Origin of the sequence: Geminicoccus harenae, from assembly GCF_019800005.1 — a bacterium.
GTDB lineage: Bacteria > Pseudomonadota > Alphaproteobacteria > Geminicoccales > Geminicoccaceae > Geminicoccus > Geminicoccus harenae.
This window is the reverse complement of record NZ_JABGCL010000059.1, coordinates 1-12,696: the sequence shown is the minus strand read 5'-3', so window position 1 is coordinate 12,696 and position 12,696 is coordinate 1. Positions and strand designations below refer to the sequence as shown.

Genomic DNA, 12,696 nt, shown 5'->3' with positions numbered 1-12,696 from the left:
TCCGTCGCCTGCTGCTGCGCCTGCTCCACCGTCTGGCGATACTGCTGCTCGTACTGCTGGACCTGGGTGCGAGCCTCTGGAGTTGCCCTCGTCAGACCGGACACATGGCAGGTTGAGGGATGGCTCTGCGGTATGCAGCGTGAACACGATACCTTCCAGCGCTCTATCGGGCTTTCTCAAGCAGGCATCATGTGCGTGCTGCTCTGGCTGCTGCGTGTCCTCATCACCGCAGGATCATCCTGGTCAGGATGCGTCATGCCGTCGTCGTTGAATTGAGCTAGCGCTGCCTCGACCCAAGGCAGCGTCGTCCAAGCGGACACGCCGAACCTACCGATCGAGGAGGATACCCGATGGACGACCAGACGGCTCGGGACGAGCAGACCATTCCCGAAATCCAAGGCGGCGACCATTCCTCTCGCTTTGTGGGAAGCGACGTTTCGATACGTGGGATCGTCACTGCGCTGGGCTCCAATGGCTTCTATCTGCAGGACCCGCGGGGCGACGGCAACGACGCCACCTCGGATGCCATCTTTGTGTTCACCCGAAGCACCCCGACGGTGGCGGTGGGCGACGAGTTGCAGGTCGCCGGCCGGGTCTCGGAGTACGTGCCGGGCGGGGAAGAGAGCGGCAACCTCTCGACCACCCAGATCACGGTCGCAACCAGCACGCTGCTCTCCAGCGGGAATGAGCTGCCTGCTGCCGTGGTAATCGGGGCTGATGGGCGCCGAGCACCAGGCGGCGTCATCGATGACGATGGCCTCGACAGCTTCGATCCGGAGACCGACGGGATCGACTTTTACGAGAGCATGGAGGGGATGCGGGTCGAGGTCCGCGACGCGGTGGCGGTGAGCCCGACCAATGCCTTCGGCGAGATCGCGGTCCTGCCGGACAATGGCGAGGGCGCGGGTGTACGCACAGAGGCCGGCGGCATCGCGCTGCAGGCGGAGGACGCCAACCCGGAGCGGGTGATCATCGACGACACGCTGGTGGCCAATCCGCCGACCGTCAATGTCGGAGATCGGTTCGCGGCACCGGTCACGGGTGTGCTCGACTACAGCTTCGGCAACTTCAAGCTGCTGAACACCGCCGAGCTGCCGGAGGTGACGGAGGGCGGTCTTGAGCGCGAGAGCACGGAGCTGGTGGGCAGGGCCGACCAGCTGACGGTCGCCACCTTCAACGTGCTGAACCTCGACCCCTCGGATGGCTCGACCAATCCTGGCAGCGACGACCAGCTCACCCGGCTGTCGCTCGACATCGTTCAGCGGCTGAACAGCCCCGACATCATTGCGCTGCAGGAGATCCAGGACGGGGACGGCCCGACCGACAGCGGCGAGACCTCGGCTGAGGCGACCCTGGCGAAGCTGGTGGAGGGCATCGCCCGGTCCGGCGGCCCGGCCTACGAGTTCGTCACGATCGCGCCTGAGAACAACGCCGACGGCGGCGAGCCCGGCGCCAACATTCAGGTGGCCTATCTCTACAACCCAGATCGGGTCAGCTTCGTCCCGCGGGGCGAGGCAGGTGCCACCGACGAGGTCGAGGTGGTGGCTGGCGAGGATGGGCCTGAGCTGTCGCTGAACCCTGGCCGGGTCGACCCGAACAGCCCAGCCTTTGCCGAGAACGAGCAGACTGGCTTCGAGGGGACCCGCAAGTCGCTGGCGGCGCAGTTCGAGTTCCAGGGCGAGGACGTGTTCCTCGTGAACAACCACTTCAAGTCGAAGTCCGGCGACGACGCCCTGTTCGGCAGCGAGCAGCCGCCCTTCCAGAGCACGCTCGGCCAGCGGGTGTTTCAGGCCGAGGAGATCAACGACTTCGTGGGCGACCTCTTGAAGGCCGATCCGGACGCGAACGTCGTCGTGCTCGGTGACATGAACGACTTCGACTTCTCCGAGACGCTGAAGACGCTAGCCGGTGACCAGCTCACCAACCTGGTGGACGGGGTGCCGCTGGAGGACCGCTACAGCTTCAATTTCGACGGCAACTCGCAGACGCTCGACCACATCCTGGTGTCGTCGAACCTGGCCCAGAAGGCCGAGGCCGACATGGTCCACCTCAACGCCGACTTCGCCCAGAACGTACGCTCCAGCGACCATGACCCGGTGGTCGCGCGCTTTGACTTCGGCCAGGGCGGTGAAGGCGAGGGAAGACTGGAATTTGTGTCGCGCATCACGCCGGACAGCGGGGAGCCGCTTGCCAGAGGCGCCGAGATTGTCGCGCATGACTCGGAGACGCAGCGCCTGTTCGTGACCAACGCGGCGAACGGCACCGTCGATGTCACCTCGATTACCGACCCGAAGGCGCCCGAGCAGCTGTTCACGATCGACATCAACCAGGTGATCGAGGGCGGCGAAGTCACCAGCGTCGCGGTGAAGAACGGCATGGTCGCGGTCGCGGTGAAGAACCCCGACCCGAACGCTGAGGGCTTCGTCGCCCTGTTCGACACGGACGGCAAGTACCTAGGCGGCACCGAGGTCGGCGTCGGCCCGGACCATGTCACCTTTACGCCGGATGGCACCAAGGTGCTGGCCGCCAACGAGGGTGAGCCGACCGACGAGGGTGATCCGCTCAGCTCGGTCTCGATCGTCGATGTCGCCACGCCCGGTCTCCTCAAGACCTCAACCGAGGTGGGCTTCGCCGGCTTCGACGCCAAGGTCCAGGAGCTGCGTGAGGCGGGCGTGCGCCTGTTTCCCGACAAGCTGCCCTCGGCGGACCTGGAGCCCGAGTATCTATCTGTAGCGCCCGACGGTAAGACCGCGATGGTGACGCTGCAGGAGAACAACGCGGTAGCACTGCTCGACATCGAGACCGGCCGGTTCACCGACGTGGTGCCGCTCGGCCTGAAGGACCACAGCCAGCCCGGCATGGGGCTGGACGCCAGCGACGAGGACGGCGGGATCAATATCGCCGAGTGGCCGGTCAAGGGCATGTACATGCCGGACAACATCGCGAGCTTCCAGGCGAACGGCGCCACCTACTACGTGATTGCCAACGAGGGGGATGACCGCGGCGAGGACGAGCGGATCAAGGATCTGGAGCTCGATCCCGAGGCCTTCCCGAACGCCGAGGAACTGCAGTCCGACGAGCAGCTTGGCCGTCTGGGCGTCTCGACCGTGGGCGGCGACACGGACGGCGACGGCGACTACGACGTGCTGCAGTCCTATGGCGGTCGTTCCTTCTCGGTGCTCGACAGCAGCGGCAAGATGATCTTCGACAGCGGTGACCAGTTCGAGCAGATCATCGCCAAGCACCTGTCCGAGTACTTCAATAGCGACAACGAGGAGAGCGACAGCTTCGACTCGCGCAGCGACAACAAGGGTCCGGAGCCGGAAGGCCTGGTGGTCGGCGAGGTCGATGGCACGCCGTATGTGTTCGTCGGCATGGAGCGGGTCGGCGGGGTCATGGTGTTCGAGCTGAGCGACCCCGAGGCGCCGCAGTTCGTCACCTACCTGAACAGCCGCGACTTCGAGGCGCCGCTCAACAGCCTGGAGGCCGGCGACATCGGACCGGAAGGGCTCACCTTCATCAGCGCCGAGAACAGCCCGAGCGGCAAGCCGATGGTCGCCGTGGCCCACGAGGTCAGCGGCACCACCGCCCTCTATGAGTTCACCCCGCCAGCCACCCAGCCTGGCGAGGGCAATTTCAGCCTGCAGCTGCTGCACGCCTCCGATCTGGAAGGTGGCGTGGAAGCGATTGGCAACGCGCCGAACTTCGCGGCGATTGTCGAAGGGCTGGAGCAGCAGAACGCGAATACCCTGGTCCTGTCCGCTGGCGACAACTACCTGCCGGGCCCGTTCCTGAACGCCGCGGCCGATCCGGTGTTCGGCGAGACCGGCATCTTCAACGCCGTCTACAACCAGCTGTTCGGGCTCGACGGCGAAGGCTATGCCGCACTGGCCGAGGGTCCTGGGCGGGTCGACATCTCGATCATGAACGCGATCGGCTTCGATGCCTCCGCGGTCGGCAATCACGAGTTCGATCTGGGCACTGCCACTTTCGCCTCGATCATCGCCGCCGACTACGGCGAAGCGCCGGGTGTGGCCGATGACGGTTGGGTCGGCGCGCAGTTCCCCTATCTGTCCGCCAACCTCGACTTCAGCGGCGACAGCAGCCTCGCCGGCCTGTTCACCGGCGAGATCCGGCCGAACACCGACTTCGCTTCTGGGCCGGAGCAGTCTGCGGCGAACGAGGACGTACCGAAGCTGGCGCCCGCCACGATCGTCGACATCAACGGCGAACAGATCGGCGTGGTGGGTGCCACCACCCAGATCGTCGAGACGATCTCCTCGACTGGCGGGGTCACGGTGGTGGATGAGCCCGCTGCTGCCGACAACATGCAGCAGCTGGCCGACGTGCTGAACCCGGTGATCGATCAGCTGCAGGATCAGGGCATCGACAAGATCGTGCTCGCCTCGCACCTCCAGCAGATCGCTCTGGAAGAGGAGCTGGTCGGCCTCCTGGAGGGTGTCGATATCGTGATCGCCGGCGGCTCGGACACGATCCTGGCCGACGAGGACGACGTGCTGCGGCCGGGCGATGAGGCGGCCGACAGCTACCCGATCCTGACCGAGAACGCCGACGGCGAGGCGGCGGTAATCGTCAGCACGGATGGCGAGTACAGCTATGTCGGCCGCCTGAACGTCGAGTTCGACGCGAACGGTGTGATCATCCCGGAAAGCATCGGTCCTGCCGAGAACGGGCCGATCGCGACCACCAACGAGAATGTCGCGGCAATCTGGGGCGAGGCCGATCCGTTCGCCGAGGGCAGCAAGGGCGATCTGGTGGCCGGCCTGGTCGATGCGGTGAGCGACATTGTCGAGGAGCAGGACGGCAACGTATTCGGCACGACCTCCGTGTTCCTGGAAGGCCGGCGCGAGCTGGTGCGGACCGAGGAGACCAATCTCGGCAACCTCTCGGCCGACGCCAACCTCGCCTATGCCCAGTCGATCGATCCCGAAGTCCAGGTCTCGATCAAGAACGGCGGCGGCATCCGCTCGTTCATCGGCGAGATCGGCCAGGACGGGAGCCTCTTGCCGCCGCAGGGCAACCCGGAGGCGGGCAAGGAAGCGGGTGACGTTTCCCAGCTCGACATCGTCAACTCGCTCCGCTTCAACAACGCGCTCTCGATCGTCACCACCACGGCCGAGGGCCTGAAGGTGCTGCTGGAGCATGGTGTCGCCGCGAGTGGCGAGGGCGCCACGCCTGGGCAGTTCCCGCAGGTCGGTGGGGTCGAGTTCAGCTTCGATCCAAGCCTGGAGCCTGGCGTCCGCATCCAGTCGCTGGCGATCGTCGACGAGTCGGGCCAGGTGCTCGACGAGGTGGTGCGCGACGGCGAGCTGGTGGGCGATGCCAGCCGGACGATCAAGGTCACGACCCTGTCGTTCCTGGCCGATGGTGGCGACGGCTATCCGTTCCCGGACCTGATCTCCGACCGGGTCGACCTGTTCGACGAGGCGGCGCCCAGCCTGACCGGCGAGGCGGTGTTCGCGGCGGACGGTACGGAGCAGGACGCTCTGGCGGAGTATCTGGCGGCGAGCTTTGCCGAGGCGCCGTTCGACATGGTGGAGACTTCCGCGGACCTGGATGAGCGCATCCAGAACCTGTCGGTACGCACCGACAGCGTTTTCACCCCTTCAGCTGGAGCCGTGGCAGACAGCCTCGTCATGGAAGCTGCCCTGGCCGCGTGACGCCATCACCTGCACGACGCTCATCAGGCCTTCGAAAAGCCTGACGAGCGTCGGCAGGCTTGGCTTCACTGAGACGAAAGTTGTCGAATGTCGTAGGTGGAGCTCAGTCCAGCGAGGCCTCTCGAGCTTCCGACAGCAGCAACAGGTCATTCTTGTTCTCGCTGCCAGTTGCTCTGCGCTCCCTGCTTCATCGCAGCGACACCCGTCTTTGCCAGACGAAGATATCCACCGATGCGATCCCATTCGCCGGAAGCATGCAGCCTTGCCAAGTGGCAGCTGTTGCTATGCCGAGTCCCCGACGACCAAGTCGGGCGGACACAGGAGGATCCTTTGATGACCGACAACAGCCGCAAGTCGATCATTGGGCCGCTGACCGAGGCGCTTCGTTCCGACCCGCACGAGAACGCCCGTCGGGCAGAAGAGACCCTGGATGCGCCTCGCCGTCGTGAGCAGGAAGAGGCGATGCGCAACAAGAGACGAGCCAATTCAGACAGGCAGGGAGAGGCGATGCGGGATCTTGGGACTACCCGCCCCGCCGACTGAACAAATTGGGCAGTCAGAGCGCATAAGCGCCTGGCCAGTAAGCCGAGCAAACCGCTCGGGACGACCCTGAGCGGCTGCTCAAATAGGAGTGAAGAGCCTTCCTCAGGGCGCTGCGGCCGCTCGCCGACTGCGCCTCAGCCTCTTCACCGGTAACGGCACCGGACACGATAGCACGATCTCACCGCCTGCGCTGGATCCAGGCGTAGATCGTCGCGAGCGAGCTAGGGATCATCCGACAGCTGCAGGATTTCATGTCCGCGCCGGCAGTCGTAGCCTGCGTACAGAGAAGCTCGGCCGCCACCCAGAGATGTTGGGCATGGTGTTGTAATGGCTGCAGGTCTCGTGGCAAAGAACAAGTATAAGCCTGTTATTCACTGTTATCAATTAGATTGATAATGGCACATCCAAAAAATTCCCTAAAATTTTATCTGTATGCCCTTCAAAGTCTTCTGGAGCTGTGCCATGCACCAGGTGCCGGGCGATACTTCCGGCAGGTCAACATGTTGACGTACGGACGTGACCGGTTGGTTTCCAAGCAGGGCTGCTGGAGGACGGCAGGTCGACGTGGTTACGGGCTGCATCGAGCGGTGGGAGAACCAGAAAGCAGAGCGTCGCTTATTGCTCGCGACGGTCTGGACATCCTCCCATGGTCTTGCGCGGCGAGACGATATTCCCTTTGCGCTGGTGATAGTGCTGCTGTGTTCATGGATCGTTGACCGGTGTCTTCGGGCACCGGCCAATTATTTTTGGCCTCCGCCGTTCCGCCCGCGCCCTACCCCATGCCCCCGCGCCGATCCGTCATAACATCAGAACGCATCAGCCAGAGGGCTGCCGCGACAGCTCCTTCTTCCTGAAGAAGACGGCCAGGGCAGACTATATCCATCGATAGATTGAGCCGTATCTGACCGGGCCCTAGCTGTTATTCCTTCAGAGCCTTGCAGCAACGTCAGCTCAGGCGAACAGAATATGACCCATTATCTACTGGAATTCCCGGTCATTCTTCGTGATGGAGTCGGGGTTTCCAAGGTCGTTGGCCCGGAGGGAATCCTGTTCACCACCCAGGTAGCGATCCGGCCCGACCAGCGCATTGGCGGGTCGTTCGGCCTGGAGCCGGAGGCGGATGGCGCGACCTTGCAGGTCGACTTCCAGGCGGTCGTCCAGGAGGTGCGCGCGCTGCCCGAGCCGGGCTTGGTCATGGTGCATGCCCGGTTCGAGCATCTGGCCCTGGTTGCCCAGCCACCTCCTTCTGCTTCCTTGGCGCACTAGTAGGACCGACGCGGGCATCACTGGGTCTCCGGGCGGACGCCGGCGGCCATGGCGTGGCTGCCGTTCTGTCCTGGCTTGGCGCCGCCGCCGCTTAGGTGGCGCTAGTGTGGCACCATCGAGGTGGGGGTGCGGCTGATGCAGTTGGTCCGGCTGGACCGGTTGATCCGGCATGCCGAGCAGCGGCTGCGCCGCCAGCGGGCCAAGGTAGCCCGGCTGCGCCGGCAGGGCGCGGAGCTGGCCCAGGCGGCCCGGATGTTGTTCTGCCTGGAACTGGTCCTGGAACGGCTGCTGGAGCGGCGTGCGCGGGTAACGGGCCGCACGATCACCCCATCCCCCCGCCCCAATCCGTCATAAAGATACTACGGTAGCGGCCGTCTGACTGGAGGCCAGTGCCATGGCGAAAGCGTACCTGCGCGGGCTGGTCCGGGCGGACCGCCGACCTAGATCCGTGGCATCCTCCTTTCCGGAAAAACATGCCCATGCCGCGCCCCCTACTGCGCCGGTCCATTCCGCTTGCCCCGGCCGATGCCGCCTTGCTGCGCCGCGTGGCGGCAGCGTTGGCCGTAGATGACGACCGCGCCGACCGGTTGCGCCAGTTCCTCCGCCAAGCCCGGCCGGAGGAACGGGTCGAGGCAGGCGAGGTCCAGCACTAGCTGACTACCCTATAGGGGCGGGCCAAACGGACATAACTTCCGCACCATCATCGACATCAACCTGAGCCTCAACCTGGGTGCTGCCATGGTGCATGGCCATTCCAGCGGCTGTTTGCGTCAGCTGCAGCAAGTTGCCCAAACATTCCGGGCCCTCGGTACCAAAACGAACAGACGATCTTCGCCCGGTGCTGCAGGTGAGACAGCTGAAGGCAGCGTCCGATGACGGCATAAGAAACCGCACCAGGCAACTCGACCTGCCGGACGAGCAGCCGCCCGTCGGTCTGCCTGCGGTGTGGGCTTGGCCCACTCCTGTCAGCCCGATGAGATGCGAAGGCTGGCAGCTGCGCTCGCCTTTCTCGAAGAAGCCACGCGGCGATGGCCGAACCGGCACGCCTACCCGCGAAAGCCAGCCCAACTCCGATACTGCGTCGCTTCTAGAAGAATTTATGTCGCTTTGACGCAACCGCGAGCGCGGGCTGCTGTTGACGGGTCCAGCCTCCACGCCGGCTGTCCCACCCCGAAGACAACGGAGTTCAAGATGGACGGGAAACCTCAAGCAGACATTCATGCTCTTGAGCAAGAACTCACCAACGCAGTCGGCCCATTCATGCCGGTCAACGTGGCCATGACCCGGCTATGCGAAGCTGCCGTCCGGGCCGCGCAGGACAAGGAAGAATGGCACGGGCTGATCACCTGCACCGCTGTGCGCAACGTGTGCGAACGGGGCCTGCGCGAGCGGGGCGCATCTGCCACCGACCTGCAGCGGATCGGTGACCGTGCCGTGGGCGTGGTCGCGGCACGGCTGATGGCTTGACCAGTACCCTCTACCTTGCGACGCAGGAGGGTCGCGAGATGCAGGCGATCGGCAAGATCACGCGCGGCGTTTGCTCATCGCCGGCAACTGGCTCGGCTGTTCCGGCCTTCGGGATTCCCGCACGATCCTAGAGCATGGCCATGGTTGGCGCGCTCACCGCATGGTCCTGAGCGATCGCCATGACGAACTGCTGGCGGGTACGGAAGTCTGGCTCGAGCCGACGCTCCTGACACCAGAAGCGGAAGTGGCGGGGATCGAGATAGACCTTGAGCGGCAGCCCACCCTGCGCCTGGACCTGCGCAAAGCCCTGCATGGCCGAATCCAGCCATTGATCATAGTCACGCGGCAGGCGGTCACCATCCACGAACAGCTTCCGCAGCTCCGGGTAAACCTCCCGTCGATACCACGGAATGCCGATGGGTGTCCGCATGAGAAGCTCCCTGCCTTCACGGTGGACATGAGACAGCTTTGAGGTAGGAGCTGACCGATCTCGATCGGGAAGGATGGCCACTGGCACGGTAAGCATTGCCATTGATCCTTCTGAGGACGGGTTGTTTTTGCCGGTCACGGGTCTGCTACGCCGTGATCAGGGCAGCTGCAGGTCGAACAGCGCTTTTCATGCAGAACATCAGCAGTCACCCGCTGACGGCTCAGGACTGCGCCTTGCCGTGCAGTTGGCATGGCGCATGATGGCGGATTCTTGAAGCACCCGCCTCAGCCGGTCTGTCCAATCTCGTACAACGAGGTCAGGTACTGCAGCTCCAGGTCCTGGAGCAGATCCTGCAGCCGCTGGCACCAGCATCGCCGGGACCGGCTGGCGCGCCTGGCCCAGGCGGCGGCAGAGGGCAGGATCACCCCATGTCCCCGCCCCGATCGGTCATAACTTCTCCTAGTGCAGCCCGAACAATGCTCGGAAGTGCTCGCGCAGCGGCCACACCGTCGCCGGCATCGACCGCCCCGACTGGACTTTGCCCATGCGGCGATCATCTACCCGAAGGTGGATTATCTGGCTTGCGAGTTTGGATGTACCGGGCAGAGTGGATCAACAGTCTTGGCGATGTGGTCGACCGGGCCGAGGCCTCGACCAAGTCCACCTTCAAGGCGGCCCTGTATGCCGCCCTGGCGCGCGGCTGGAGCCGCCAAGCCGTCCTGGTCGCCCTGGATTGTCCCAGCTGGGATCGCGTCGAGCTGGACCAGTTTCTCCAGGTGGAAGCCAAGCCGGCCAGGCTGGTGACGGCGAGCTAAGCACTGGCGGCCAGAAAAAAGCCGCCCGGTGGCACCCGGGCGGCGGTGGGCAATCGCAAAGGGTAAACGAACCAGAATATGATGTGGCTCGCATTTCCAATCTGCCGAGCGCCCGGCACAACGGCATGACCCTCGCGCGTCAACCGCGTGAAGGTTGCCCCAGCCATGCGCCAGCGGGCTTCCACCGACCGCGTCGCCAGTGCACCTATTCTCCCGCCCAAGTTCGGGAGGATGCATGTTCGATCAGCCTCAGCAGCCGCAGACGCTCGCCATTCGGGTCGCCGCCGCCATGGCGGAACAGACCGCCTGGATGACCACCGAGCGCGAAGCGCGCCGCCGGCAGCTGCGCAGCCAGCCAGATCGGGGCTGGCAGAAGGTGGCAGCAGTGGTCGCCAAGCAGCGAGAGCAAATGGCTTAGTACAGCCCCGATCGTCGCCCGCCAAAAAGAACCACCCGGATTGTTGTGCCCCGGGCGGCGGCATGAAGCGGGATGTGCTCGATATCGCTGCTACCATGCAGCCAGCCCGTTCCGCAACGGCAGGTACTGGCCAGCTCCTCCTTGAGAAGCCGCAGGGTTTGCGGCACCGCGCTCAAGCGGACCAGGCGGCCGATCACCGCCACCTACCGTGGCGCCGCGGTGACGAGTGACCTTTCTCTTCATCCGCCGGATTGGCGCGGCGCAAAAAAAACCGCCCGGTAAGGGACCGGGCGGCGATGAGGGGATCGCTCTGGCATCTTGAGCCGCTGGAGCGGGTCGTTAACCGGAGGTAGGGAGCGGATGTTCCGGCCGATCCCGCCAGATGACTCGACGCTCATCTCGCGATCACCGGAAGCCATCGGCTCATCCCGGCAGGATCGGCAAAGCCAAGACAATTACCATGCTGGTGAGGGCGACCAGGATCAGAAGTTGCGGAACGGTCACGGCTCGGGCTCGCAGGTAAACCTCCGACCCCAACATGCCGCTTCGGTGGCGGTTTCAACGGCATCCTGCTGCAGAACCGCCATAGAAGCCCGCCAGTGCCAATCGATCTCCTAGGCTCAACCCCCCCCGGCCAAGCCGAGATTGACGCCTGACGGGCTTCCCCCGGCTCAATCTCGGCGAGACGGCGCCGGATCGGCCCCAACCAGATCGGTCAGGCTTCAGCTCGAGGACCGGCTCATGCCGAGCAGGCGGCGGGCTTGGTTCAGCGACAGGAGTCGGTCGTCGGGTACGGGCGCCTCCATCAATGCAGCCTGCTCCCCTGCCGCTCGAATTCCTGCAGCACGCCATCGAGCTTGCGCAAGCCGTCGGCCGCCCATGCCAGAGCGATGTTGCCGTCGACCCCGTGCAGGCACTCGCCCTGCCGAGGGTTGAACCACTGGCCAGCCCCATCGCCCCGGAGTTTGAGCGTTTCGACGGGCAGCCAGGTCGGAGGGAGCTGGCTTTGGCCGCGGCCGTGCAGGACGAAGCCGCCGGCACCGGTTTCTGCGGCCCGGACGGCATGATCCAGGGCGGCGACTGCATCTTGATGCAGAGCACGGATCTCCCCGATCGGGAGAGTGTCCGGGTCCGTGTCGAGCGCCGCCTGGATCCGGTGGAGAACGCTGTCCATTTCCGCTTCCCAGCCAGGCCGGCCAGCCTGCTTCCCGAACGCCTCCATGGTGTCATACAGTTGCTGGAGGATATTGAGCGCCCAGCTCAACCCGGCGACCGATTCGGGGGAGTTCATGCAGGTGGCAGCCCGCAGGTGGCCGATGAACTCGGCCATCGACTGCAGCTGTTCGGTAATCTGCTTGATGTCGGTCCAGACTGGCTGGACGTCCTTGTGAGCACCACCGCCCGCGAGGTAATTGGCTGCCCCGGCGACCGCGGCACGGACGGTGCAGGTGAGGATGCGCACCGCATCGAGGTGCAGGATCCGCACGGTCTGCGGAGGCAGCTCGTCGAGCCCGAGGGCCAAGGAGGTCTCGATGTCGCGGATGAGGTCCAAGAGGCGCTCGCTCATGCCGCCGGCTCCCGCCCATGGTCGCGTGGTCGTCCGCGAAGGGGCCGGTGCCCGGCACGCACGCGCTGACGCCAAAGAAATAAAGCCGGGCAGGATGGTGGCTCGCCATCCTGCCCGCAATCCTCAGCTACCCGTTGACGCAGCTCGTATATGCCAAGCTCCGATCATATTGAAGTCATGTCGGCCGCGACATAATCGTTCGTTCTTTCATGTCTCTGATGTGGATCGGATGCCGACCTGAATGTGCTGCTGTCGACTGACATGAATATCTGGAAGAGGTAGAAGAAGTACCTGCCAGGGCTGGCGTTGGTTCGCGCCAGAGGGGAGGGGTATGCCGGCTCAGGCAGAGCACCTGCCTGAGCCGGGCGGTTCCTCACGCCTTGCAGGCGCTGGTATAGGCGACGGAGCCATACTCGCCGGCATAGTCCTTGGTGAAGGCCCACCACTCCTTCTTGGCGTCCCAGGCGTCCCAGCCGCCGCCCTTCTTGACCGAGCCCCAGATGGCGATG

At 64.7% G+C, this 12,696-nt stretch carries 13 protein-coding genes; 9 read left to right on the top strand and 4 right to left on the bottom strand.

Going from position 1 to position 12,696, the window contains the following annotated elements; translation table 11 throughout:
- Positions 1–132 precede the first annotated feature (132 nt).
- The 7 genes from HLA95_RS25640 (at position 133) to HLA95_RS25610 (ending at position 8,957) form a co-directional block, all read left to right on the top strand.
- Complete coding sequence (locus tag HLA95_RS25640; RefSeq protein ID WP_222184954.1) at positions 133–276, top strand: hypothetical protein; 144 nt, start codon at positions 133–135, stop codon at positions 274–276.
- Positions 277–350: 74 nt separating this feature from the next.
- Entirely contained in the window at positions 351–5,681 is a 5,331-nt protein-coding gene (locus HLA95_RS25635; RefSeq protein ID WP_191058470.1) for a choice-of-anchor I family protein, read from the top strand.
- Positions 5,682–6,014: 333 nt separating this feature from the next.
- Positions 6,015–6,224 carry a hypothetical protein gene (locus tag HLA95_RS25630; protein ID WP_191058471.1) on the top strand — a complete coding sequence of 70 codons (210 nt, stop codon included), beginning with the start codon at positions 6,015–6,017 and terminating at the stop codon, positions 6,222–6,224.
- Positions 6,225–7,190: 966 nt separating this feature from the next.
- Positions 7,191–7,490, top strand: coding sequence for a hypothetical protein (locus tag HLA95_RS25625; RefSeq protein ID WP_191058472.1), 300 nt, complete (start codon positions 7,191–7,193; stop codon positions 7,488–7,490).
- Between the two features lie 135 nt (positions 7,491–7,625).
- Positions 7,626–7,844: a hypothetical protein gene (locus HLA95_RS25620; protein ID WP_191058473.1), complete on the top strand. Its 219-nt coding sequence runs from the start codon at positions 7,626–7,628 to the stop codon at positions 7,842–7,844.
- A 125-nt stretch (positions 7,845–7,969) separates the two neighbouring features.
- Positions 7,970–8,143: a hypothetical protein gene (locus tag HLA95_RS25615; RefSeq protein WP_191058474.1), complete on the top strand. Its 174-nt coding sequence runs from the start codon at positions 7,970–7,972 to the stop codon at positions 8,141–8,143.
- A gap of 538 nt (positions 8,144–8,681) precedes the next feature.
- Positions 8,682–8,957: a hypothetical protein gene (locus tag HLA95_RS25610; protein ID WP_191058475.1), complete on the top strand. Its 276-nt coding sequence runs from the start codon at positions 8,682–8,684 to the stop codon at positions 8,955–8,957.
- A gap of 127 nt (positions 8,958–9,084) precedes the next feature.
- Here the strand turns inward: HLA95_RS25610 and HLA95_RS25605 are convergent, their stop codons facing one another.
- Complete coding sequence (locus HLA95_RS25605; protein ID WP_191058476.1) at positions 9,085–9,387, bottom strand: hypothetical protein; 303 nt, start codon at positions 9,385–9,387, stop codon at positions 9,085–9,087.
- A gap of 284 nt (positions 9,388–9,671) precedes the next feature.
- Positions 9,672–9,812 carry a hypothetical protein gene (locus HLA95_RS25600; protein ID WP_222184952.1) on the bottom strand — a complete coding sequence of 47 codons (141 nt, stop codon included), beginning with the start codon at positions 9,810–9,812 and terminating at the stop codon, positions 9,672–9,674.
- 168 nt (positions 9,813–9,980) lie between these two features.
- Here HLA95_RS25600 and HLA95_RS25595 point away from each other — a divergent pair, with 168 nt between their 5' ends.
- Entirely contained in the window at positions 9,981–10,202 is a 222-nt protein-coding gene (locus HLA95_RS25595) for a hypothetical protein (RefSeq protein ID WP_191058477.1), read from the top strand.
- A gap of 235 nt (positions 10,203–10,437) precedes the next feature.
- Entirely contained in the window at positions 10,438–10,620 is a 183-nt protein-coding gene (locus HLA95_RS25590; RefSeq protein WP_191058478.1) for a hypothetical protein, read from the top strand.
- On the opposite strand, the gene HLA95_RS25585 is transcribed toward HLA95_RS25590, so the two are convergent.
- Both HLA95_RS25585 and HLA95_RS25580 read right to left on the bottom strand, forming a co-directional pair.
- The gene (locus HLA95_RS25585) at positions 10,617–10,823 is read right to left on the bottom strand and encodes a hypothetical protein (RefSeq protein WP_191058479.1); all 207 of its coding nucleotides are present in this window, start codon (positions 10,821–10,823) and stop codon (positions 10,617–10,619) included. The genes HLA95_RS25590 and HLA95_RS25585 overlap by 4 nt on opposite strands.
- 602 nt (positions 10,824–11,425) lie before the next feature.
- Entirely contained in the window at positions 11,426–12,187 is a 762-nt protein-coding gene (locus HLA95_RS25580) for a hypothetical protein (RefSeq protein ID WP_191058480.1), read from the bottom strand.
- Positions 12,188–12,696: the final 509 nt, after the last annotated feature.

Bases quoted from the DNA above. Each gene is read 5' to 3' on its own strand.
- HLA95_RS25605 (WP_191058476.1), bottom strand. From the start codon at position 9,387: ATGCGGACACCCATCGGCATTCCGTGGTATCGACGGGAGGTTTACCCG.
- HLA95_RS25615 (WP_191058474.1), top strand. From the start codon at position 7,970: ATGCCGCGCCCCCTACTGCGCCGGTCCATTCCGCTTGCCCCGGCCGAT.
- HLA95_RS25640 (WP_222184954.1), top strand. From the start codon at position 133: ATGCAGCGTGAACACGATACCTTCCAGCGCTCTATCGGGCTTTCTCAA.
- HLA95_RS25635 (WP_191058470.1), top strand. From the start codon at position 351: ATGGACGACCAGACGGCTCGGGACGAGCAGACCATTCCCGAAATCCAA.
- HLA95_RS25595 (WP_191058477.1), top strand. From the start codon at position 9,981: ATGTACCGGGCAGAGTGGATCAACAGTCTTGGCGATGTGGTCGACCGG.
- HLA95_RS25580 (WP_191058480.1), bottom strand. From the start codon at position 12,187: ATGAGCGAGCGCCTCTTGGACCTCATCCGCGACATCGAGACCTCCTTG.
- HLA95_RS25630 (WP_191058471.1), top strand. From the start codon at position 6,015: ATGACCGACAACAGCCGCAAGTCGATCATTGGGCCGCTGACCGAGGCG.
- HLA95_RS25620 (WP_191058473.1), top strand. From the start codon at position 7,626: ATGCAGTTGGTCCGGCTGGACCGGTTGATCCGGCATGCCGAGCAGCGG.
- HLA95_RS25625 (WP_191058472.1), top strand. From the start codon at position 7,191: ATGACCCATTATCTACTGGAATTCCCGGTCATTCTTCGTGATGGAGTC.
- HLA95_RS25590 (WP_191058478.1), top strand. From the start codon at position 10,438: ATGTTCGATCAGCCTCAGCAGCCGCAGACGCTCGCCATTCGGGTCGCC.
- HLA95_RS25610 (WP_191058475.1), top strand. From the start codon at position 8,682: ATGGACGGGAAACCTCAAGCAGACATTCATGCTCTTGAGCAAGAACTC.